This is a genomic window from Streptomyces caeruleatus, from assembly GCF_001514235.1.
GTDB lineage: Bacteria > Actinomycetota > Actinomycetes > Streptomycetales > Streptomycetaceae > Streptomyces > Streptomyces caeruleatus.
The window spans coordinates 35,941-56,676 of record NZ_KQ948948.1; the positions used below are offsets into that span (position 1 = coordinate 35,941).

Genomic DNA, 20,736 nt, shown 5'->3' on the forward strand with positions numbered 1-20,736 from the left:
CCTGGTTCCGTGCCATCCATGGGTCGGGGCCACCTGAACGTCATCGCGAGATGGGGTCGCCTGACACCGACCTGTTCCGTGCTCGGGCGCTGCCATGCCGTCCGCGCGCCGCTCAGCTGGGACGTACGGCCATCTTGTCGAGCGCCTCCAGCAGCCCGGGCAGCTCCGGCCCGCGACCCACCGGCAGGACCTCGCCGGGCTCGTCGTCGAGGAGTACGAACGCGATGTCGTCGGTCCTGGCGACCAGCGACCAGCCGGGACCGTCCGCACGCAGGGTCCGCGCGTCGCCCGGGGCGAACGAGGACCTGACGCGGCCGAGGGGCGGCGGCGAGTCCACGTAGGCGCGAGCCTCCGCGAGGACCCTTCGGATGCCGCCGTGGCCACTCTGGGGCTCGCCGCGGTCGCCCTTCTCGGTCCCTTCGCTTTCGCGCTCGCCCGCGCCCGCGCCCGCGTCCGCGTCCGTGGCCTCGGTGGAGTCCGTCGCCCCACCGCCCGGTGTAGCGAAGTCGGTGTCGTCGATCTGCTCGCGCCAGATCGCCCACTGCAAGGCGATCTCGTCGGCGCCCAGGCGCCGCTGGGCCGGCCCCCACACGCTCGTGTCCGGCGGCGCCAACGGCGGACCGTCCGCGACGTCGGGGTCAGGATCGTGCGGATCCGGCACGTTGGGGGCGGCGACGGCGACCGCGAGAGGCCATCCGGGCAGCGCGGCCACGACCGTACGTTCGTCGGGTGAGAGGTCGTACTCCATGCCGCAGTCCCAGGACGCGATGGCGACGGCGACCAGGGAGACGTCGTCGATGACGACCGTCCACCGGGCTCCGTCGCCGTCCTGGCCGAGGACCAGGCCGTACCCGTCGGCGAGCGGCGCGAGGCCGAGCGCCGCACAGGCCTCCGGGTAGTCGTCGCCCAGCACGCTCGGGAACTTCGCCGGCGTCAGCAACACCGCCGTGAGCACATAGAGCGCATCGTCCGCGGCGGCGACGGCCTCCTCGTCCGTCCCGGCCATCCCAGCCTCCCCATCGGTTCGTCCATCGGCGCGCACCCTAGTGCGAGCGGAAGCCGCTTGTCACGACTCCCCGGCACACCCGAGCTGCAGCTTTCCGACTGGTCGGGGCGAATCGACCGAGATCGTCCACGGTGTCAGGCCGCCGGGAGCCCTAGCAGGGTCCGGGCGACGGTCTGCGGCGACTCGTCGCGCTCCCGGGCGAGCGCGATGACGGCCCGGCACGCCAGCTCGCTCACCCCGAACGACAGCGCCTCCGGTGAGACCCATCCGGAGGCCTCGTCGATCTGATCCTGGTCGTCCTCCGCGCAGGCCGACACGTACACGGCGGCGGCCTCGAAGAGGTTGTGCGTGCGCTTCTCCTTGTGCGTGTGCTCCTCACGGTTGCTGACTTCCTCGGTGTGCGAGGAGCGGAAAAGTCTCGAACACGCCTTGCGCACCGTGTCCCACATGATGACCGCCTTCCCCCTGTGTGGCTGATCCGGCTGATCGTTCATCTTCCACTGTTCAACCTAGAGTTGGAGCTTCGGCGACAGAAGAGGGCCGGTGCGGTGAAGCGCTTTCCATCAGCCGTCAAGTGAGGCGATCGTCTCGCGCAGCCAGGTGAGTTCGGCCCGGGAAGTGGCCCGCGCGATGGTGAGCAGGCCGCGCCGGAAGGGATCGTCCAGTTCCTCGGCGCGCAGTGGCCGCTCACCGTCGTAGAAGAAGCTCGCGGGCTCTTCGAGGAAGGCCAGCCGACGCCGGAGGACGGCCGACTGGGCGGGCGCGTCCCCCAGGTGCCGCAGGAAGGCGAGCACCGTGAACCACCGGTTCTCGTCGCTGATGTCGCGCTGGTCCGGCTCGGCGAGCCGGCGGCGAAGTTCCAGTCGGCCCGATTCGGTCAGCGTCAGGACGTGGCGCGGCGCGGCCACGGAGCCGGGTTCCGTGGCGCGGGCGAGCAGGCCCGCCTTCTCCAGGCGTTTGATCGCGGGGTACAGCGTGCTCTCGGCGACCGGCTTCACGTGCCCTGTCAGTGCTGTCAGGCGTTTGCGCAGCTCGTAGCCGTGGAGCGGGGTGTCGTAGAGGAATCCGAGGATGGCGAGCTCCAGCATGGCCACATTCTCGCTCGCATGGGTTGTATATCCAAGGCGGAGTACATCGAGGTGTTGATACATCGGTGACGATGTATATCCTTCGTGAAGCGGCAAGGCGCAGCGGCACGGCACGGCACGGCACGGCACAGCCAAGGCCGGGCGTGGCCGACTCGCCCGGCCGCCGAGTCGCGGCCGCCGGGTCACGGCCGCCGAGTCATGGCCGACAAGGCTCCAAGGGGAGGACGCGATGAGGCAGACCGAGTTCGACGGCAAGGGCAGCTGCATCCGCTGGACGGAGACGCCGGGGGAGGGACCCGCGCGCGTGTACGTGCACGGACTGGGGTCGGTCTCCTCCGTGTACCACGCCCATATCGCCGCACGGCCCGAACTCGCGGGCCGACGGAGTCTGTTCGTCGACCTGCCGGGGCATGGCATCAGCGACCGGCCCGAGGACTTCGGCTACCGGCTGGAGGACCACGCCGACGCCCTGGCGGCGGCCCTGGACGCGGCGGGTGAGAGCGGGGCGGAGCTGATCGCGCACAGTATGGGCGGTTCCGTCGCCCTGGTGCTGGCCCACCGTCGGCCCGACCTCGTCTCCCGGCTGGTCCTCACCGAGGCCAACCTCGACGCCTCGCCCCCGCCTGCCGCAGGGAGCGCGTGGATCACGGCCTACGAGGAGGAGGAGTTCGTCGGCGGGGCGTACGCGCGCGTGCTGGACGCGGTCGGCCCGTTGTGGGCGTCGACCATGCGGCTGGCCGACCCGCGGGCCCTCCATCGCAGCGCGACATGGCTGAGGCGGGGTTCCGACCCGATCATGCGGGACATCCTCGAGGGTCTGCCGGTCGACCGTGTGTTCCTTCAGGGCGAGCTCACTGGTGAACTCGCCGGCAGCGCGGCCCTGGAGGCCGCGGGTGTGCGTGTGGTGACCGTGCCCGGCGCCGGCCACAACGTCATGCTCGACAACCCGGACGCGTTCGTGGCCGCCGTCGCCGGGCGGGGCTGAGACGTCAGGAATCCCGGACGGCCAGCGCCAGGAAGCGGTCGTCCTCGTCGACGTACGACGTCATGCGCCACCCGGAACCGGCCAGCAGCGGGCGCAGGTTGGGCTCGGCGCGTAGATCACCCGGAGTGATCTGCCGACCCTGGCGGGCCGCGAGGGCCGCCCTGCCGATCGGGTGGAACAGCGCGAGCATGCCGTCGCGGCGCACCACGCGGGCCAACTCCCGCAGGTTCTCGGCGGGGTCGGGCAGATGCGCGACGAGGCCGGCCGCGAACACGGCGTCGAGTGATTCCGGCCGCAACGGCAGCGCGGTCACGTCGGCGAGCAGCAACTGCCCGTCCGCGCCGCGTCCCGCCCGTACGGCGGCCTCCAGCATGGCCGGGGTCAGATCGGCACCCAGAACCAGTCCGGAGGGGCCCACGGCGGCACGCAGCGGCGGCAGGGCCCGCCCCGTGCCGCAGCCCGCGTCGAGCACGCGGTCCCCCTCGCGCAGCCCGAGCTCCGCGACCGCGGCCGCGAAGGCGGGCCCGTCGTCCGGGAACCTGCTGTCCCAGGCGGCGGCGCGGGCCGTGAAGAACTCCTGCACATGCGTGTGGTCGTCGCTCATGTTCCGCATGATCCCTCACCGGCACGGATGACACTGCTGTGCACACGTTCGAGCGTGACGCGATCGTTCCGCTGCATCTCTGCGTCATATTCCAACAGCTTTCGAAATGCGCCCCCTCCGCGCGCCCCTGCCCCGACTAGCGTCCCGGGGCCATGGGACACCTGGACCACGCCGCCCTCGGCTGGCTGACCCCCGTGCTGTCGTACGTGATGGCGTGCATAGGCGCCGCGCTGGGGCTGCGCTGCACCGTCCGCGCGCTCGGCGCCACCGGCCGGTCGCGCCGCAACTGGCTCATCACCGCCGCCTCGGCGATCGGCACCGGCATCTGGACCATGCACTTCGTGGCCATGCTCGGCTTCAGCGTCAGCGGCACCGACATCCGCTACGACGTGCCGCTCACCATCGTGAGCCTCCTCGTCGCCATGGCCGTCGTCTGCGGCGGCGTCTTCGCGGTCGGATACAGCCGTGACCGCGCCCGCGCGCTCTTCCTCGGCGGGCTCACCACCGGGCTCGGTGTGGCGAGCATGCACTACCTGGGCATGGCCGCCGTACGCCTGCACGGCGACGTCACCTACGACCCGGTTCTCGTCGGACTCTCCGTCCTGATCGCCATCGTCGCGGCGACGGCGGCCCTGTGGGCCGCGCTCAACATTAAGTCGCCCGTCGCCGTCACCATCGCCTCACTGATCATGGGCGCCGCGGTCAGCAGCATGCACTACACCGGGATGTTCGCGGTGAGCGTGGACGTCACACCGGCCGGCGCGGTCCTGCCCGGGGCCACGGCGATGCAGTTCATCTTCCCCCTCGCCGTCGGCCTCGGGTCCTACCTCTTCCTGACCTCGGCATTCGTCGCGCTGTCGCCCACCACGGGGGAACGTGCGGCATCCGCTTCGGCCCAGGAACCGGTCGAGAGCGTCACCGGCTAGCGGCCGGCGGAGCCGGACCCGTGACGGCCCGGAACAGCACGCCCCGAATTACTTCCGAGCGAGGAGGCCATGCGTACACCCCGTAGGACCATCGCAGCCGGCGCCCAGACGCCGTCCCAGCCCCTCGTGCGCGGCCGCCGCGCCCACGCCGGACCGCCGGCCGACGAAGGCCCCGAGGCGCCCCTGGGCGGGACGCCGGAGGACACGCCCACGCGTGCGGAGCGCTGGCGCATACGTCCGCGCACCGTCCGCGCCAAGATCGTCTGCCTCCTGATGGTGCCCGTCGTCTCACTGCTGGCCCTGTGGGCCTACGCCACCGTCAGCACCGCACAGGACGTCTCCAGGCTGCGCCAGTTGCAGCGCGTGGACACCGAGATCAGGTCGCCGGCAGCGGCCGCCGTCGCCGCCCTCCAGGCCGAACGCGAGGCCGCGGTGCGTTACGCGACCGACCCGTCGGCGGGATCGAGCGACGACTACAAGAAGCTCGCGGCGGACACCGACAAGGCGGTGGCGCGGCTACGGCTCGGCGACCGCAACACCGTCGCCGACGGCGAGGAACTCCCCGCCGGAGTGGCCCGCCGGCTGGAGGCGTTCGTCACCGGCGCCGAGCAACTGAGCACCGTACGGACCGCCGTGCTCGATCGTCGCTCGGGCTGGGACGAAGCGTACGGGCGGTACACGAGGACCATCGAGAGCGCGTTCTCGGTGGGCGGCGCGCTCACCGGCATCCAGGACGCCGAACTCGGCTCCGACGCGCGCGTACTGCTCGAGTTCGCCCGCGCGGGCGAGGCGCTGGCCCAGGAAAACGTCGTGCTGGACAGCGCACGCCTCGCCGGACGCCTCGACGGAGAGCGGCTGCGGCTGTTCACCGGGGCTGTCGACACCCGCCGTACCCTCACCGAGTCCGCCGTGGCCGACCTGCGTGGCCCGGAACGCGCCGCCTGGCAGAACCTCGCAGCCGGCGGCGACTACGCGACCGTGGCCGCCGTCGAGGACAAGGTCCTCGCCACCGCACCGGGCGCACACGCGATCGACGCCGCGGCCGAAGCCACCTGGGGCAAGGCACACGCACACGTGCAGGACGCGATGCGGACGGTCGAGCAGGACGCCGGGCGCGATGTCGCGGACCGCGCCGACCCGTTCACCCGCGGTCTGCTCACCCCGGCCGGCGCCGCCGTTCTCTTCGGCCTCGCCGCCGTCGCCGCGTCACTGGTGATCTCCGTACGGATCGGCCGCGGCCTGGTCGTCGAGTTGGTGAGCCTGCGCAACAGCGCCCTGGAGATCGCCCGGCGCAAACTCCCCGAGGCCATGCGGAAACTGCGCGCCGGTGAGGAGATCGACGTCGAGGCCGAGGCACCGACCGGACCGCCCGCCGAGGACGAGACCGGTCAGGTCGCCGAGGCCCTGGGCACCGTCCACCGCGCCGCCCTGCGTGCCGCCGTGGAGCGCGCCGAACTCGCCAGCGGCATCTCCGGCGTCTTCGTCAACCTCGCCCGCCGCAGCCAGGTCCTCGTACACCGCCAACTGAGCCTGCTGGACAGCATGGAGCGACGCTCCGACGACCCGAACGAACTGAGCGACCTCTTCCGGCTCGACCACCTCACCACCCGCATGAGACGCCACGCCGAGAGCCTGATCATTCTCTCCGGGGCGGCGCCCGGGCGGGCCTGGCGGAAGCCGGTCTCCCTGACCGACGTGGTCCGCGCGGCCGTCTCCGAAGTCGAGGACTACGCGCGCGTGGAGGTACGACAGCTCCCCGAGACGTCCGTCGTCGGCGCGGCCGTCGCAGACCTCACCCACCTCCTCGCCGAGATCATCGAGAACGCCGCCCAGTTCTCACCGCCCCACACACGCGTGCGCGTCACCGGCGAACCCGTCGGCAACGGCTACGCCGTCGAGGTCGAGGACCGCGGCCTCGGCATGGGCAAGGAGACGCTCACCGAGGCCAACCGGCGCATCGAACAGTCCGAGGCGCTCGACCTGTTCGACAGCGACCGGCTCGGACTGTTCGTCGTCAGCAGGCTCGCGTCCCGGCACGGCATCAAGGTGCACCTGCGCGCCTCGCCCTACGGTGGCACCACCGCGGTCGTCCTGCTGCCCACGGCCCTGCTGCACAACGCCACGGCGGAACGTTCCCTCGAGCAGCAGGCGGACGCCGACCGGCCCGCCGAACGCGCGTACGCGCGCGTGCCCGCAGCCGACCGGCACCAGGAGCCCGTCCACGCGGTCGCCGACCGGCCCGCGCTGGTGGCTTCCGCGCCGACCGCGGCGGAGCCCCGAACCGACACCCCACCCCGCGGAGTCACCACCTTGCGACTGCATCGCCCCCCGGACGACTCCGAAGCCTCCGACGACCTCCCACGCCGCGTACGCCAGGCGAGTCTCGCCCCCCAACTGCGCGCGGGACGCCACGACGAACAACCGGCGACAGCCACCTCGCGCGACGACGACCGGCGCACCCCCGAACTCGTCAGGGACCGCATGGCGGCCTACCGCGACGGCTGGGCGCGCGGCGGCGGCAGGCAGCCCGGCCACGGGGGCGCACCCGATTCCGCAGAGCACAGCGACGCCGACGAAGGAGACCTCGCATGATCCAGGATCCGAGCATGAGGGCCGGCATGGGGGTCCCCCCGAACGAGCAGAGCCGAGAGTGGGGGAGGTCCGGTGAACTCGACTGGCTGCTGGACGACCTGGTGCTGCGGGTGAGCGAAGTACGGCATGCCGTGGTGCTGTCCAACGACGGCCTCACCGTGGGCGCCTCGACGGGCCTGCGCCGCGAGGACGCCGAGCACCTCGCCGCGGTCGCCTCCGGCTTCCACAGCCTGGCCAAGGGCGCGGGCCGGCACTTCGGCGCCGGCGGCGTGCGGCAGACCATGGTGGAGATGGACGACGCCTTCCTGTTCGTGGCCGCCGCGGGCGACGGCTCCTGCCTCGCCGTCCTCACCGCAGTCACCGCCGACATCGGACTGGTGGCGTACGAGATGGCACGGCTGGTCAAGCGCGTCGGCGAGCACCTCTACACGCCCGCGCGTGCCGCCGCGCGCCCGCCCGCCGCGGGATGAACCGGAAGGGCGGTCCGCGCAGATGACCGAGGACACGACGGACGCCCCGCGCGAGCCGGGCAGCCAGTGGTACGACAACGAGGCCGGGCCCCTCGTCCGCCCGTACGCCATGACGGGCGGACGCACCAAACCCGGGCCCACCGGGGTCCGCTTCGATCTGATCGCCCTTGTCACACTCGACGCCACCGCAACCGGCGCCGGTGACGACAGCGCGCTCGGGCCGGAACACCGGACCCTCATCGACCTCTGCCGACCCGAGACGCAGTCGGTCGCGGAACTCGCGGCCGGCGCCGATCTGCCCGTGGGGGTCGTCAGGGTGCTCCTCGGCGACCTCCTGGAACGCGGCCGCGTCACCGTCAGCCGTCCGGTACCGCCCGCGCAGCTCCCCGACGAACGGATTCTGCGCGAGGTGATCGAAGGATTGCGGGCGCTGTAGACGTCCTTTCAGAACCAGCCAAAAGCGGTCCAACCCCACGAAGAGGAGCCGCAGTTGTCATGATGCTGACTTCGCACCGTGACGTCGACCTATGCCGGTACTCCCGAGAGAAGTGATCGATGGTCTCCGAGCACCCCGACGCCTCCGACGGCGAGACCGCCGCGCTGGCGTTGAAGATCCTCGTCGCCGGCGGTTTCGGCGTCGGCAAGACCACCCTGGTGGGCGCGGTCAGCGAGATCAGGCCGCTGCGCACCGAGGAACTGCTGAGCGAAGCCGGGCAGTTGGTGGACGACACCGACGGCGTGGACCAGAAGGTCACCACGACGGTCGCCATGGACTTCGGGCGCATCACCATACGCTCCGGCCTGTCCCTCTACCTCTTCGGCACCCCCGGCCAGGACCGGTTCTGGTTCCTGTGGGACGAGCTCTCACAGGGAGCGCTGGGCGCCGTGGTCCTCGCGGACACCCGGCGCCTGGAGGACTGCTTTCCGGCGGTGGACTACTTCGAGCACCGCCACATCCCGTTCGTCGTGGCTGTCAACTGCTTCGCGGGCGCACGGACGTACGGCGCCCAGGACGTCTCGCGCGCCCTCGACCTCGACCAGGGGACACCGGTCGTGCTGTGCGACGCACGGGACCGCGACTCGGGCAAGGAGGTGCTGATCCGACTCGTCGAGTACGCCGGACGGATGCACACCGCCCGGCTGCTGGACTCCGTGGGCTGATCGGCGTCCGGCCCGCGGTCAGTCGGCGACGCCCTTCTCCGCCAGCACCTTGTCGATCGTGACGCGGACGAGGAGTTCACCCGGCACACCGTTGCGCGCCCCGAACTCCTCCGCGCGCTCCTCGCCCATGTAACGCGCCCCGATGCGACCGGCCCAGTGCCTCAACTCATCGAGATCCTCCGAAACCACGGCCCGTCCCCGCAGCACCACGAAGTCGTACGGCGGCCGGTCCTCGTCCACGCACAACGCCACCCGGCCGTCCCGGGCCAGGTTGCGGCCCTTCACACTCGACTTGCCGGTGTTGAACACCAAGTCGTCCCCGTCGAGCACGAACCAGATCGGTGTCACATGGGGGCTCCCGTCGGACCGCACGGTCGACAGCTTCGCGGTGCGGGTGCCCTGCGAGACGAACGCCCGCCATTCCTCATCGGTCATCTTCTGCGCCATGCCCCCATCCTCCTTGCCCATGGGCCGGATCGTCGGGAAGGGTGGCGAAGAGACCTCCGGCGCAGGGGGAGACATCTACACGGGGAGACCGGATCATGGCGCAGAACCAGGGACTCGGCTGGCTCCTGGACGACCTGACAGAACGCGTCGATCATGTGCGGCACGCGTTGGTGCTGTCCAACGACGGTCTGGTGACGGGTGCGAGCACGGGGCTGCGACGCGAGGACGCGGAGCATCTCGCGGCCGTCTCGTCCGGACTGCACAGCCTGGCCAAGGGCTCGGGACGGCACTTCGGCGCGGGGAGAGTCCGTCAGACGATGGTCGAGTTCGACGACGCCGTGCTGTTCGTCACCGCGGCCGGCACCGGCAGCTGTCTGTGCGTGCTCAGCGCGGCGGAAGCCGACATCGGCCAGATCGCCTACGAGATGACCCTGCTCGTCAACCGGGTCGGTGAGCACCTCGACGTGGACGCCCGACAGCCCGAGCGGAAACCGGTCACAGAGCTCTGACCTGCTGGATCGTTATCCCCCGCGGAGTTATCCACAGGCCTGCCGCGAGATCCGCCGGAGCGGCTACGGTTTTGTCACGGCGAACGCACAGAGCGTGAGCCACTGACTCCGCGGGGGAGACCGACCATGTCCGACACCATCACCACACCGCACCGCCTCTTCTTCACGCCGAGCCGCGCGTCCCGGGAACTGGGCCTGAAGCGAGGCGAGTTGGACCTGGCCGTCCACCTCGGACTCATCCGGACCGTGCCTGACGAAGGAGGCGGAGGCAGGCGCGTCCCACGGACGGAGATCGAGCGTCTGCGTACGGGGGAGGGGTTTCCCGAGTCGTTGCGGCACCGCGTGCAGGTGGTGGGCACGACGGAGGGGGCGGACGTCATGGGCGTACCGCCCGGCAGGTTCACTCGCCTCGCACGCCTGGGCCTGGTGGTGCCGGTGAAGTGGTACCTCAACCGCTATCGGGCCGTGGTCTGGCTGTATCTCGCCGAAGAGCTGAAGCAGTCCGCCGCCGACGAGAAGAGCGCCCCTCTGCTGCACGCCCGCCGTATGCCGGAAGGCCCGCGCGGTCTGCTGGACGCGGGACTGGACCTGCGTGCGCGCAACTGGCGTGGACGCCACAGGGGGTTCCTGCTGCGACTGGCCGAAGACCCATGGGAGAGCGCCGGCGCCCTGGCCGCCTTCCTCGATCCAGTCCAGATCGCGGAAATCGTCCCCGACCCCTATGAGCGCTCCCACCTGAACCGCTTCCGGCCAGGGCCACCGGCCGCCGGTGCGCCGGGCTCACCCGCCTCGCTGATCGCCGGCCGGATCATGACGGCGGACGACCCGGACGAGATCAGCCTGCTGCGGGCCGACCTGGCGTCGGTCCTGGAAGAGGCACGCGACAGGCGACCCGCCCCGCGCCCCACGGGCAAACGGACCCCGGTGCCCACGCATCCGGCGCACGTCGGATCGCCGCGGACCGAGCAACCGGAACTGCCGGAACAGCGGGAACGGAGGGAGCTGCCGGGACGCCCTGAGGAACTGGGACGGCCCGAGGAGCCGCAACCGCCACGCGGCCTGCTGAGCCGGTTCCGTCGCAGAAACCGCCGGGCTACAACGACCTGAAGAGCCCCTCCTGGACGACGGACACCAGAAGTCGACCCTCCAGGTCGTAGATCCGCCCACGGGCGAGGCCACGCCCGCCGGTCGCGATCGGTGACTCCTGGTCGTACAGGAACCACTCGTCCGCGCGGAAGGGCCGGTGGAACCACATGGCGTGGTCCAGCGACGCGATGTCGAAGCTGCGCGGACCCCACAGCGGTTCGACGGGGATACGGACCGCGTCGAGGAGGGTCATGTCGCTGGCGTAGGTCAGCGCGCAGGTGTGCACGACCGGGTCGTCGCCCAGCGGCCCGACCGCGCGCATCCACACCGCGCTGCGCGGTTCGGCGTCCTTGACCTCCTCCTCGGTCCAGCGCAGCCGGTCGACATAGCGGATGTCGAAGGGCTGACGCCGTGCCATCCGCTCCAACTGCTCCGGCAGCGTGCCCAGATGCTCCCGGATCTCGTCGGTGACCGTCGGCAGCGACTCCGGGTCCGGCACTTTGCGGGCCGGCGGCAGCTGATGCTCGAAGCTCCCCTGTTCAGGCTTGTGAAAGGAGGCGGTGAGATTGAAGATCGTGCGGCCCTGCTGCACCGCGGTGACCCGCCGGGTCGTGAACGACCTGCCGTCCCGCACCCGTTCGACCTGGTACACGATCGGCACCCCCGGCCGCCCCGGGCGCAGGAAGTACGCGTGCAGCGAATGCACAGGCCGGTCGCCTTCGGTGGTGCGCGCGGCGGCGACCAGTGCCTGGCCCGCCACCTGGCCGCCGAAGACCCTTTGCAGGGACTCCTGCGGGCTGCGGCCACGGAATATGTTGACCTCGATCTGCTCCAGGTCGAGCAGGTCGACGAGCCTCTCGGCCGGGTTCGTCGTCATGGGTGAGATTCTCCTGTGCTCACAGCGCTCACAGCTGGCCTACGTCGGTGACGCGGACCACGGCGCGGCCCTCCGCGTCGGAGGCGGTGAGGTCGATCTCCGCGCTGACGCCCCAGTCATGGTCGCCGGCCGGATCGTCGAAGATCTGACGGACCCGCCACAGCCGGTTCGCCGGCTCCTCCTCGATCACCAGCAGCTTCGGGCCACGGGCGTCGGGGCCGGTGCCGAGGTCCTCGTACTCGTCCCAGTACTTGTCCATCGCCTCGCCCCAGGCGTCGGCGTCCCAGCCGGCGTCGGCGTCCATCTCGCCGAGCTCCTCGACCTGGTCGAGAGCGGCGAGTTCGACACGGCGGAACATGGCGTTGCGGACGAGGACGCGGAAGGCACGCGCGTTCGTGGTGACGGGCTTGACCTCGTCGGCCTTCTCCTGGGCCTCCTCGGCGGTCATCTCCTCCGGGTTGGCGAGCTGCTCCCACTCGTCGAGCAGACTGGAGTCGACCTGGCGCACCATCTCGCCGAGCCACTCGATCAGGTCCTGGAGGTCCTCGGACTTGAGGTCGTCCGGGATGTTGTGGTCGAGGGTCTTGTAGGCGCTGGCGAGGTAGCGCAGCACGATGCCCTCGGTGCGGGCCAGCTCGTAGAAGGACACCAACTCCGTGAAGGACATCGCCCGTTCGTACATGTCCCGGATGACGGACTTCGGCGACAGCGGATGGTCACCGACCCAGGGGTGGCTCTTGCGGTACGTGTTGTACGCGTGGAAGAGCAGCTCCTCCAGGGGCTTCGGGTAGGTGATGTCCTGGAGGCGCTCCATGCGCTCCTCGTACTCGACGCCGTCCGCCTTCATCGCGGCGACGGCCTCGCCCTTCGCCTTGTTCAGCTGGGCTACGAGGATCTGCCGCGGGTCGTCCAGGGTGGACTCGACGACGGACACCATGTCCAGGGCGTAGGACGGCGACTCCGGGTCCAGCAGCTCGAACGCGGCCAGTGCGAAGGTCGACAGCGGCTGGTTGAGCGCGAAGTCCTGCTGGAGGTCGACGGTGAGACGGACGATGCGGCCCGTGGCGTCCGGCTCGTCGAGCTTCTCGACGATGCCGCCGTCCAGCAGCGAACGGTAAATGGCGATGGCACGCCGGATGTGCCGCAGCTGCTGCTTGCGCGGCTCGTGGTTGTCCTCCAGCAGGTGCCGCATCGCCTCGAAGGCGTTACCGGGACGGGCGATCACGGACAGCAGCATCGTGTGCGTCACCCGGAAACGGGAGGTCAACGGCTCCGGTTCGGAGGCGATGAGCTTCTCGAAGGTGTTGTCCGTCCATGCGACGAAGCCCTCGGGTGCCTTCTTGCGGACGACCTTGCGACGCTTCTTCGGGTCGTCGCCGGCCTTGGCGAGCGCCTTCTCGTTCTCGATGACATGCTCGGGCGCCTGGGCGACGACGAAGCCCGCCGTGTCGAAGCCGGCCCGCCCGGCGCGGCCGGCGATCTGGTGGAACTCGCGGGCTCGCAGCGTGCGGACGCGGCTGCCGTCGTACTTGGTCAGCGCGGTGAACAGCACCGTGCGGATGGGGACGTTGACGCCCACGCCCAGCGTGTCCGTGCCGCAGATGACCTTCAGCAGACCGGCCTGCGCGAGCTTCTCCACCAGGCGCCGGTACTTCGGCAGCATGCCGGCGTGATGGACGCCGATGCCGTGCCGCACGTAACGGGAGAGGTTGCGGCCGAACTTGGTGGTGAAGCGGAAGTTGCCGATCAGCTCGGCGATCTGGTCCTTCTCCTCGCGCGAGCACATGTTGATGCTCATCAGCGCCTGCGCCCGCTCCACGGCCTGCGCCTGCGTGAAGTGCACGATGTAGACCGGCGCCTGCTTGGTCTCCAGCAGTTCGGTCAGCGTCTCGGTGAGCGGGGTGAGTTTGTACTCGTAGGAGAGCGGCACAGGTCGGGTGGCCGAGCGGACCACCGCCGTCGGGCGACCGGTGCGCCGGGTGAGGTCCTCCTCGAACATCGAGACATCGCCGAGCGTGGCCGACATCAGGATGAACTGCGCCTGCGGCAGCTCCAGGATCGGGATCTGCCAGGCCCAGCCCCGGTCCCCTTCCGCGTAGAAGTGGAACTCGTCCATGACGACCTGGCCCACGTCCGCGTCCTTGCCGTCGCGCAGCGCGATCGACGCGAGCACCTCGGCGGTACAGCAGATGACGGGGGCGTCGGCGTTGACGGACGCGTCACCGGTCAGCATGCCGACGTTCTCGGTGCCGAAGATCTTGCACAGCTCGAAGAACTTCTCCGAGACCAGCGCCTTGATCGGAGCGGTGTAGAAAGTGACCTCGTCACGGGCCAGCGCGGCGAAGTGGGCACCCGCGGCGATCATGCTCTTGCCGGAGCCGGTCGGTGTCGACACGATCACGTTCGCGCCGGAAACCGCCTCGATCAGCGCCTCCTCCTGGTGGGGGTAGAGAGTGAGACCGCGCTCCTCGGCCCACGACTCGAAGGCTTCGTAGAGGGCGTCGGGGTCGGCGGTCGGCGGCAGCTGATCGATGAGGGTCACCCACCCATCTTGCCTGCCCTCCTCCCTCACAGGGGAATCGGCTGCGAGCACGAAGATCGCGAACGCTACGCTGTGTCGCCGACTACATGTCAGCGAACCCGGTCAACTGGACAGCGGCACACGAGGAATGGGGCGGGCAACGGCGATGATGGGACCAGCACACTCACTGTCGGGCGCTGCAGCCTGGCTCGGCGTCGGAGCGGCGGCCGCCGCTGCCGGGCACGGAATGCCCTGGCCGGTCCTCCTCTCCGGCGCGCTGATCTGTGCCGGGGCCGCCCTCGCCCCGGACCTCGATCACAAGGCGGCCACCATCTCGCGCGCCTTCGGACCGCTGTCACGCTGGCTGTGCGAGATCGTCGACAAGCTGTCGTACGCCGTCTACAAGGCGACGAGGAAGCAGGGCGACCCACGTCGTTCCGGTGGGCACCGCACGCTCACCCACACCTGGGTGTGGGCGGTCATGATCGGTGGGGGCGCGTCCGTCCTGGCGATCACCGGCGGCCGCTGGGCGGTGCTGGCGATCCTCTTCGCGCACCTGGTGCTGGCCATCGAGGGCCTGCTGTGGCGTGCGACCCGGGGCGCCAGTGCCGATGTGCTGGTGTGGCTGCTCGCCGCGACCAGTTCCTGGATCCTCGCCGGAGTACTGGACAAGCCAGGCAACGGTTCGGACTGGCTGTTCACGGCGCCGGGCCAGGAGTATCTGTGGCTGGGGCTGCCGATCGTGCTGGGTGCGCTGGTGCACGACATCGGGGACGCGCTCACGGTGTCCGGCTGTCCGATCCTGTGGCCGATCCCGGTGGGCCGCAAGCGCTGGTATCCCCTGGGGCCGCCCAAGGCCATGCGGTTCCGGGCGGGCAGCTGGGTCGAGCTCAAGGTGCTGATGCCGGTGTTCATGGTGCTGGGCGGAGTGGGCTGCGCCGCGGCGCTCAACGTGATCTGAGCGGGTGGGGGCCGTCACGTGGTCGTGTCAGGGGTGCGCGCCCCCACGGTCCGCGCCCCCACGGTCCGCACTCCCACGGTCCGCGCCCCCACGGTCCGCGCCCCCACGGTCCGCGCTCCCACGGTCCGCGCTCCCACGGTCCGCACTCCCACGGTCCACACGTCCGTGATCCACACGCCCTTGATCCTCACTCCCGCGAGCCGCACGCCGGTGATCCGCCGACGGTACCTCGCGGCCGGGCGGCGCCAGGGGGCTCCGGGCCGGTCCGCGGATCAGTCGCCTTGTCCCGCCCCGCCGCCGTAGCGCCGTTCGAAAGCCGCGACGCGGCCCTCGGAGTCCACCGTTCGGGCCTTGCCGGTGTAGAAGGGGTGGCTCTCCGAGGAGATCTCGACGTCCACGACCGGGTAGGTCTCGCCGTCGTCCCACTCGATGGTCTGGTCGCTGGCCGCGGTGGACCGGGTCAGGAAGGCGTAGCCGGCGGCGCGGTCGCGGAAGACGACCGCGTGGTAGTTGGGGTGCTTGTCCTGCTGCATGCGAGCTCCTCGGGTGCGATGGCCTCGATGGCGGCCGCCGGCAGAGGCCGACGGCCGGGCGCCGAAGGCGCGGGGACGGCGGCACAGGGGCTGCGGGGATCAGCCGTGCCGGTACCGCGCCGGTCAGCCGTGCAGGGCGTCCTCGTCGACGATGTGCATGGCGGCCTCCTCGGCGGACGCCGCCGCACCGTCGATGCCCACGTCCGTCGCGACGAGGGCGCTCTCGTCGTCCTCGTGGGCGCCTTCGTCGGGGGCCACGAGGCGGCCGGAGCGCAGGGCGCCGACCTCGTTGTCGAGGAGTTCCCCGTCGGTGCCGTCGGCGTCGCCGAGGCCGTCGCCGTCAGGGGCGGCGAGGTCGGGTTGCTCCTCGGCGAGCCGCTGGTCGAGGGTCTCGCCCCGATGGCGCTCGGCGGCCGTGACACCGGTGTGCTCCACCGCCAACGGTCTGTCCGGAGGGGACCAGCCCCGGTCCAACGGGTCGTCGACGCCGTCGTTCTCCAGGGTGTCCTCCGCGTCGAGCAGCCCTGTGTCCTCACGTTGATCGGATGCGTCGGGCTGGTAGACGTCGTCACCCCATCCGTCGGCGCTGTTCACGGGTACCTCCAGGTGGTGGGGACGGGCCCGAGCTCACCGCGGTCGGCGGCGGGCCGCCACGGCGCGGGGCACAAGCCGCACCCGGCACGAACCGCGTGGTTCCCGGGTGCTCCCCGAACCGGTGCCGCTATCCAGCCTTCCACCCCTTTTCACCCCGGCGCAACGGCACGGGTGCCCTCCGGTACGACAGGAGGAGGCGACGGTGAGGGATGGGGATCTCCCGGCCGGGAGGCGGGCGCGCACGCCATCGGGTTCGCCTCCGCAGTGGTCGCTCACAGCCGCTTCCCGGGGGGTGTGTGGCCTTCGCAGCCAGGCCCGCCGTGTGCCGGCCCGCGTTCCGGGCCATGGCTGGCACAGTGCACCCGCCTGGGGGCGACCTTGCCTCCGGCGGAGACGGCCCCGTCCCTTCATCCCACCTCCACGGACGGCCCGTCGCTCCGTCCCACCCCCACGGACGGCCCGTCCCTTCAGCCCAACCCCGCGGCCGGTCGGTGCTGTCGGCCTCCTGCTGGGTTCCGGCTGTGGTTCCGGCGGCTCGCGGGGCGACCTGCCCGCTGCTTCAGCCGGTCGCCGGGAGCGGAAGTGACCGTGGCCCACCCCGCAGGCGCCCCCGGCCTGCGAGGACCCCGGCCCTGCCCGACGGTGCTTCCGGCGCGGTCGGCCGAGACCGCCGGCAGCCCCGGTCGACCGGCCTGCCGACTCCCGTCACCCGTGCCACGACCGCCACAGCGCCGCGTAGGCCCCGTCCGCCCTGACCAGCTCGTCGTGGCTGCCCAGCTCGCTGATCCGGCCGTTCTCGACGACGGCGATGACGTCCGCGTCGTGGGCGGTGTGGAGGCGGTGGGCGATGGCGACGACGGTGCGGCCGTCGAGGACACGGGCCAGGGACCGTTCCAGGTGGCGGGCCGCGCGGGGATCGAGGAGCGAGGTCGCCTCGTCCAGGACCAGCGTGTGCGGGTCGGCCAGGACCAGGCGGGCCAGGGCGATCTGCTGGGCCTGGGCCGGGGTGAGGGCGAACCCGCCCGAACCGACCTCGGTGTCCAGGCTGTCGTCGAGCGCGCGGGCCCAGTCGTCCGCGTCGACCGCGTCCAGCGCCGCCCACAGCTCGGCGTCGGTCGCGTCGGTGCGGGCCAGCAGCAGGTTGTCGCGCAGGGAGCCCACGAAGACGTGGTGCTCCTGGTTGACCAGGGCCACGTGCGAGCGGACCCGTTCGGCGGTCATCCGGGACAGTTCGGCACCGCCGAGGGTGATCCGGCCGTCCCGGGGCGCGTAGATGCCGGCCAGCAGCCTGCCCAGGGTCGACTTGCCGGCGCCCGACGGGCCGACCAGCGCCAGACGGGTGCCGGGGGCGACCTCCAGGGAGACCTTGCGCAGCACGTCCACGCCCTCCAGGTAACCGAAGTGCACCTGGTCGGCGTGCACGTCGCGGCCTTCGGGCGCCAGCCGGGCGTCTCCGGCGTCCGGCTCGATGTCCCGGACCCCGACCAGCCGGGCCAGCGACACCTGGGCCACCTGGAGCTCGTCGTACCAGCGCAGGATCAGCCCGACCGGGTCGACCAGCATCTGCGCGATGAGCGCGCCGGTCGTCAGCTGACCCACCCCGATCCAGCCCTGGAGGACGAACACACCGCCGACCATCAGGACCGAGGCGAGGATCATCACGTGGGTGACGTTGATGAACGGGAAGAGCACCGTCCGCAGCCAGAGCGTGTAGCGCTCCCAGGCCGTCCACTCCTTGATCCGCCGCTCCGACAGTTCCACGCGGCGTTCGCCGAGACGGTGGGCCTCGACGGTGTGCCCGGCGTCCACGGTCTCGGCGAGGGCGGCGGCCACGGCGGCGTACCCGGCGGCCTCCGAGCGGTAGGCGGACGGCGCCCGCTTGAAGTACCAGCGGCAGCCGATTACCAGCAGCGGCACGGCGAGCAGCACGGCGGCGGCCAGGGGCGGCGCCGTGACGACGAGCCCGCCCAGCAGCAGGATCACCCAGACCACGCCGATCGCCAGCTGGGGCACCGCCTCGCGCATCGCGTTGCCCAGCCGGTCGATGTCCGTCGTGATCCGGGACAGCAGGTCGCCGGTCCCGGCCCGCTCCAGGACACCGGGTGGCAGTCCGACCGAGCGGACCAGGAAGTCCTCGCGCAGATCGGCCAGCATCCGCTCGCCGAGCATCGCGCCGCGCAGCCGGACCTGGCGTACGAACACGGCCTGGACGACGAGAGCGGCGACGAACAGTCCGACGGTGCGTTCCAGATGGAGCTCCCGGTCGCCGGTGCCGTCCGACACCCGCTCCACCAGTCCGCCCAGCAGCCAGGGGCCCGCCATCGAGGCCACCACGGCGATCGTGTTGACGGTGATGAGGAGGAGGAAGGCGCGGCGGTGCCGACGGAACAGCTCGACCACGTAGGCGCGTACGGTGGTGGGGGCGCCGACCGGCAGGGTGTTCGCCGTCGTCGGGGCCGCCGGGTCGTACGCCGGTGGCGCGACGCCGATCATGCTGACTCCTCGATGTCTTGCAGTTCCTTGAAACCGTGGTCGAGGGCGGTGGCCCCGGTCCCTTCGGCCGGCGCCTCGCCTTCGTCCAGGGCGGCGGCGTTCAGGGCCGCCTCGTCGTCGGTCTCCCGGGTCACCACGGCCCGGTACCGCGGCTCGGCGTGGATCAGTTCACGGTGCACGCCGACCGCCGCGACCTCGCCCTCATGGACGAGCACGACCCGGTCGGCGCGGTCCAGGAGCAGGGGCGACGAGGTGAACACGACCGTCGTGCGCCCGGCCCGCAGGTCCCGCGCGCCCTCGGCGATCCGGGCCTCCGTGTGCGAGTCCACGGCCGAGGTCGGTTCGTCCAGGACGAGCACCTCCGGGTCCGTGATCAGCGACCGGGCGAGCGCGAGGCGCTGGCGCTGGCCGCCGGACAGGGACCGGCCGCGCTCGGTGATGCGGGCGTCCATCGGGTCGTCGGCGTCGAGCGACCCCTGGACCAGTGCGGCCAGGACGTCCGCGCACTGCGCGGCCGCCAGCGCCTCCTCGGCACCGACGTCGCCGGACCTGGGCACGTCCAGCAGTTCACGCAGGGTGCCGGAGAGGAGCACCGGGTCCTTGTCCTGTACGAGGACGGCCGTACGGGCGCTGTCGAGCGGCAGCTCGTCGAGCGGGACGCCGCCCAGGAGAACCGAGGTGGCCCCGTCTTGCGAGGGATGTCCGCCCAGCCGTTCCGCCAGCCGGCCCGCCGTGTCCGGGTCGCCGCAGACCACGGCGGTGAGCCGGCCGGCGGGTGCGAGCAGACCCGTGGCCGGGTCGTACAGATCTCCGGCGGCCGGCTCGGACCCGTCGCGCGTCCCGGTGGTGTCGGTGGCGCGTTCCAAGGACAGCACGCGCGCGGCCCGGCGCGCCGAGGGCCGGGAGAAGGAGTACGCCATCGCGATCTCTTCGAAGTGCCGGAGCGGATAGGTGAGGATCATGATCGAGCTGTAGACGGTGACCAGTTCGCCGACGGTGACGCGGCCCTGGCGGGCCAGGTGGACGCCGTACCAGACGACCGCGATCAGCAGCAGTCCCGGCAGCAGAACCTGGATCGCCGAGATCAGGGACCACATCCGGGCGCTGCGTACGGCGGCGTGGCGTACCTCTTGGGAGGCTCGGCGGTAGCGGTCGAGGAAGAGTTCCTCACCGCCGATGCCGCGCAGGACGCGCAGTCCGGCGACGGTGTCGGAGGCCAGCTCGGTGGCACGGCCCGCCTTCTCGCGCTGGAGGTCGGCCCGTCGGGTCGCCGGGGGCAGCAGGGGCAGCACGGCGACCGCCAGTACGGGCAGGCCGACGGCGACGATCACACCGAGCGCGGGCTGGTAGACGACCAGGCCGACACAGACGACCACCAGGGTGACCGCCGCCGCGGTGAACCGTGACCAGGCCTCGACGAACCAGCCGATCTTCTCGACGTCACCCGTGGAGACGGCCACGACCTCACCGGCCGCGACACGCCGTGTCAGCGCCGAGCCCAACTGCGCGGCCTTGCGAGCCAGCACTTGCTGGACGCGGGCGGCGGCCGTGATCCAGTTGGTGACGGCGGTGCGGTGCAGGAAGGTCTCGCCGAGCGCGTTCCCGGCGCAGCACAGGACCAGAAGCCCGCCCGCGAGGGCGAGTTGACCACCGGAACGGTCGACGACGGCCTGCACGGCGACGCCGACGCAGAACGGCAGCGCGGAAACCGACAGGAAGTGCAGCAGCCCCCAGGCCAGGGCCTTGAGCTGTCCGCCCACCTGGTTCCTGAAGAGCCACCACAGGAATCGGGGACCCGAGCGCGCGTCCGGCACACCTGGATCGGGATACGGAAGGTCTTGAATCTGCATGACGTCCCAGTGGCTCGTGTCAGTGGGGGGATC

20 protein-coding genes are annotated in these 20,736 nt (G+C 71.3%); 9 read left to right on the forward strand and 11 right to left on the reverse strand.

Annotated features, from left to right (window positions below):
* Positions 1-112 precede the first annotated feature (112 nt).
* The 3 genes from AQJ67_RS42240 to AQJ67_RS42250 form a co-directional block, all read right to left on the reverse strand.
* Positions 113-1,006, reverse strand: a complete 894-nt coding sequence (locus AQJ67_RS42240) for a hypothetical protein (protein WP_062725122.1) — start codon at positions 1,004-1,006, stop codon at positions 113-115.
* Positions 1,007-1,140: 134 nt separating this feature from the next.
* Entirely contained in the window at positions 1,141-1,455 is a 315-nt protein-coding gene (locus AQJ67_RS42245) for a hypothetical protein (RefSeq protein ID WP_062725224.1), read from the reverse strand.
* 114 nt (positions 1,456-1,569) lie between these two features.
* A complete protein-coding gene (locus AQJ67_RS42250) occupies positions 1,570-2,094 on the reverse strand; it encodes a PadR family transcriptional regulator (RefSeq protein ID WP_062725124.1) in 525 nt (174 codons plus the stop codon).
* Positions 2,095-2,323: 229 nt separating this feature from the next.
* Between AQJ67_RS42250 and AQJ67_RS42255 the strand changes: the two genes are divergently transcribed.
* Complete coding sequence (locus AQJ67_RS42255; RefSeq protein WP_062725126.1) at positions 2,324-3,079, forward strand: alpha/beta fold hydrolase; 756 nt, start codon at positions 2,324-2,326, stop codon at positions 3,077-3,079.
* Between the two features lie 4 nt (positions 3,080-3,083).
* Here AQJ67_RS42255 and AQJ67_RS42260 read toward each other — a convergent pair whose 3' ends face one another.
* Entirely contained in the window at positions 3,084-3,692 is a 609-nt protein-coding gene (locus AQJ67_RS42260; RefSeq protein WP_208615143.1) for a class I SAM-dependent methyltransferase, read from the reverse strand.
* Between the two features lie 143 nt (positions 3,693-3,835).
* Between AQJ67_RS42260 and AQJ67_RS42265 the strand changes: the two genes are divergently transcribed.
* From AQJ67_RS42265 to AQJ67_RS42285, 5 genes are all read left to right on the forward strand, one after another.
* Positions 3,836-4,609 (forward strand): MHYT domain-containing protein, encoded by a 774-nt coding sequence (locus AQJ67_RS42265; RefSeq protein ID WP_062725128.1) that lies wholly within the window; start codon positions 3,836-3,838, stop codon positions 4,607-4,609.
* A 69-nt stretch (positions 4,610-4,678) separates the two neighbouring features.
* Complete coding sequence (locus AQJ67_RS42270) at positions 4,679-7,201, forward strand: sensor histidine kinase (protein WP_062725130.1); 2,523 nt, start codon at positions 4,679-4,681, stop codon at positions 7,199-7,201.
* Positions 7,198-7,671, forward strand: coding sequence for a roadblock/LC7 domain-containing protein (locus AQJ67_RS42275; protein ID WP_062725132.1), 474 nt, complete (start codon positions 7,198-7,200; stop codon positions 7,669-7,671). The genes AQJ67_RS42270 and AQJ67_RS42275 overlap by 4 nt, the downstream gene beginning before the upstream one ends.
* A 22-nt stretch (positions 7,672-7,693) precedes the next feature.
* Positions 7,694-8,107 (forward strand): DUF742 domain-containing protein, encoded by a 414-nt coding sequence (locus tag AQJ67_RS42280; RefSeq protein WP_062725134.1) that lies wholly within the window; start codon positions 7,694-7,696, stop codon positions 8,105-8,107.
* Positions 8,108-8,226: 119 nt separating this feature from the next.
* Positions 8,227-8,832, forward strand: a complete 606-nt coding sequence (locus AQJ67_RS42285) for a GTP-binding protein (protein ID WP_062725136.1) — start codon at positions 8,227-8,229, stop codon at positions 8,830-8,832.
* A gap of 18 nt (positions 8,833-8,850) precedes the next feature.
* Here the strand turns inward: AQJ67_RS42285 and AQJ67_RS42290 are convergent, their stop codons facing one another.
* Positions 8,851-9,279 carry a PPOX class F420-dependent oxidoreductase gene (locus AQJ67_RS42290; protein WP_062725138.1) on the reverse strand — a complete coding sequence of 143 codons (429 nt, stop codon included), beginning with the start codon at positions 9,277-9,279 and terminating at the stop codon, positions 8,851-8,853.
* Positions 9,280-9,374: 95 nt separating this feature from the next.
* Here AQJ67_RS42290 and AQJ67_RS42295 point away from each other — a divergent pair, with 95 nt between their 5' ends.
* Both AQJ67_RS42295 and AQJ67_RS42300 read left to right on the forward strand, forming a co-directional pair.
* Positions 9,375-9,788, forward strand: coding sequence for a roadblock/LC7 domain-containing protein (locus AQJ67_RS42295; RefSeq protein ID WP_062725140.1), 414 nt, complete (start codon positions 9,375-9,377; stop codon positions 9,786-9,788).
* A gap of 126 nt (positions 9,789-9,914) precedes the next feature.
* The gene (locus AQJ67_RS42300; RefSeq protein WP_062725142.1) at positions 9,915-10,895 is read left to right on the forward strand and encodes a DUF6397 family protein; all 981 of its coding nucleotides are present in this window, start codon (positions 9,915-9,917) and stop codon (positions 10,893-10,895) included.
* Here the strand turns inward: AQJ67_RS42300 and AQJ67_RS42305 are convergent.
* Both AQJ67_RS42305 and AQJ67_RS42310 read right to left on the reverse strand, forming a co-directional pair.
* Positions 10,882-11,751 carry an acyl-CoA thioesterase gene (locus AQJ67_RS42305; protein WP_062725144.1) on the reverse strand — a complete coding sequence of 290 codons (870 nt, stop codon included), beginning with the start codon at positions 11,749-11,751 and terminating at the stop codon, positions 10,882-10,884. The two genes, AQJ67_RS42300 and AQJ67_RS42305, sit on opposite strands and share 14 nt — an antisense overlap.
* A gap of 28 nt (positions 11,752-11,779) precedes the next feature.
* Positions 11,780-14,293, reverse strand: coding sequence for a DEAD/DEAH box helicase (locus AQJ67_RS42310; protein WP_062725146.1), 2,514 nt, complete (start codon positions 14,291-14,293; stop codon positions 11,780-11,782).
* 145 nt (positions 14,294-14,438) lie between these two features.
* Between AQJ67_RS42310 and AQJ67_RS42315 the strand changes: the two genes are divergently transcribed.
* On the forward strand, positions 14,439-15,233 hold the full coding sequence (locus AQJ67_RS42315) for a metal-dependent hydrolase (protein ID WP_062725148.1): 795 nt from the start codon (positions 14,439-14,441) through the stop codon (positions 15,231-15,233).
* A 272-nt stretch (positions 15,234-15,505) separates the two neighbouring features.
* On the opposite strand, the gene AQJ67_RS42325 is transcribed toward AQJ67_RS42315, so the two are convergent.
* The 4 genes from AQJ67_RS42325 to AQJ67_RS42340 all read right to left on the reverse strand — a co-directional run bounded on the left by AQJ67_RS42325 (position 15,506) and on the right by AQJ67_RS42340 (position 20,703).
* Positions 15,506-15,766, reverse strand: a complete 261-nt coding sequence (locus AQJ67_RS42325) for a type B 50S ribosomal protein L31 (RefSeq protein WP_062725152.1) — start codon at positions 15,764-15,766, stop codon at positions 15,506-15,508.
* Between the two features lie 123 nt (positions 15,767-15,889).
* Positions 15,890-16,360, reverse strand: a complete 471-nt coding sequence (locus AQJ67_RS42330; RefSeq protein ID WP_062725154.1) for a DUF5709 domain-containing protein — start codon at positions 16,358-16,360, stop codon at positions 15,890-15,892.
* A gap of 705 nt (positions 16,361-17,065) precedes the next feature.
* On the reverse strand, positions 17,066-18,853 hold the full coding sequence (locus AQJ67_RS42335) for an ABC transporter ATP-binding protein (protein ID WP_062725156.1): 1,788 nt from the start codon (positions 18,851-18,853) through the stop codon (positions 17,066-17,068).
* The gene (locus AQJ67_RS42340; protein WP_062725158.1) at positions 18,850-20,703 is read right to left on the reverse strand and encodes an ABC transporter transmembrane domain-containing protein; all 1,854 of its coding nucleotides are present in this window, start codon (positions 20,701-20,703) and stop codon (positions 18,850-18,852) included. The genes AQJ67_RS42335 and AQJ67_RS42340 overlap by 4 nt, the downstream gene beginning before the upstream one ends.
* Positions 20,704-20,736: the final 33 nt, after the last annotated feature.

What these genes read in the sequence shown, in the direction of transcription:
- AQJ67_RS42240 (WP_062725122.1), bottom strand. Translation starts at nt 1,006, where the DNA reads ATGGCCGGGACGGACGAGGAGGCCGTCGCCGCCGCGGACGATGCGCTC.
- AQJ67_RS42245 (WP_062725224.1), bottom strand. Translation starts at nt 1,455, where the DNA reads ATGTGGGACACGGTGCGCAAGGCGTGTTCGAGACTTTTCCGCTCCTCG.
- AQJ67_RS42250 (WP_062725124.1), bottom strand. Translation starts at nt 2,094, where the DNA reads ATGCTGGAGCTCGCCATCCTCGGATTCCTCTACGACACCCCGCTCCAC.
- AQJ67_RS42255 (WP_062725126.1), top strand. Translation starts at nt 2,324, where the DNA reads ATGAGGCAGACCGAGTTCGACGGCAAGGGCAGCTGCATCCGCTGGACG.
- AQJ67_RS42260 (WP_208615143.1), bottom strand. Translation starts at nt 3,692, where the DNA reads ATGCGGAACATGAGCGACGACCACACGCATGTGCAGGAGTTCTTCACG.
- AQJ67_RS42265 (WP_062725128.1), top strand. Translation starts at nt 3,836, where the DNA reads ATGGGACACCTGGACCACGCCGCCCTCGGCTGGCTGACCCCCGTGCTG.
- AQJ67_RS42270 (WP_062725130.1), top strand. Translation starts at nt 4,679, where the DNA reads ATGCGTACACCCCGTAGGACCATCGCAGCCGGCGCCCAGACGCCGTCC.
- AQJ67_RS42275 (WP_062725132.1), top strand. Translation starts at nt 7,198, where the DNA reads ATGATCCAGGATCCGAGCATGAGGGCCGGCATGGGGGTCCCCCCGAAC.
- AQJ67_RS42280 (WP_062725134.1), top strand. Translation starts at nt 7,694, where the DNA reads ATGACCGAGGACACGACGGACGCCCCGCGCGAGCCGGGCAGCCAGTGG.
- AQJ67_RS42285 (WP_062725136.1), top strand. Translation starts at nt 8,227, where the DNA reads ATGGTCTCCGAGCACCCCGACGCCTCCGACGGCGAGACCGCCGCGCTG.
- AQJ67_RS42290 (WP_062725138.1), bottom strand. Translation starts at nt 9,279, where the DNA reads ATGGCGCAGAAGATGACCGATGAGGAATGGCGGGCGTTCGTCTCGCAG.
- AQJ67_RS42295 (WP_062725140.1), top strand. Translation starts at nt 9,375, where the DNA reads ATGGCGCAGAACCAGGGACTCGGCTGGCTCCTGGACGACCTGACAGAA.
- AQJ67_RS42300 (WP_062725142.1), top strand. Translation starts at nt 9,915, where the DNA reads ATGTCCGACACCATCACCACACCGCACCGCCTCTTCTTCACGCCGAGC.
- AQJ67_RS42305 (WP_062725144.1), bottom strand. Translation starts at nt 11,751, where the DNA reads ATGACGACGAACCCGGCCGAGAGGCTCGTCGACCTGCTCGACCTGGAG.
- AQJ67_RS42315 (WP_062725148.1), top strand. Translation starts at nt 14,439, where the DNA reads ATGATGGGACCAGCACACTCACTGTCGGGCGCTGCAGCCTGGCTCGGC.
- AQJ67_RS42325 (WP_062725152.1), bottom strand. Translation starts at nt 15,766, where the DNA reads ATGCAGCAGGACAAGCACCCCAACTACCACGCGGTCGTCTTCCGCGAC.
- AQJ67_RS42335 (WP_062725156.1), bottom strand. Translation starts at nt 18,853, where the DNA reads ATGATCGGCGTCGCGCCACCGGCGTACGACCCGGCGGCCCCGACGACG.
- AQJ67_RS42340 (WP_062725158.1), bottom strand. Translation starts at nt 20,703, where the DNA reads ATGCAGATTCAAGACCTTCCGTATCCCGATCCAGGTGTGCCGGACGCG.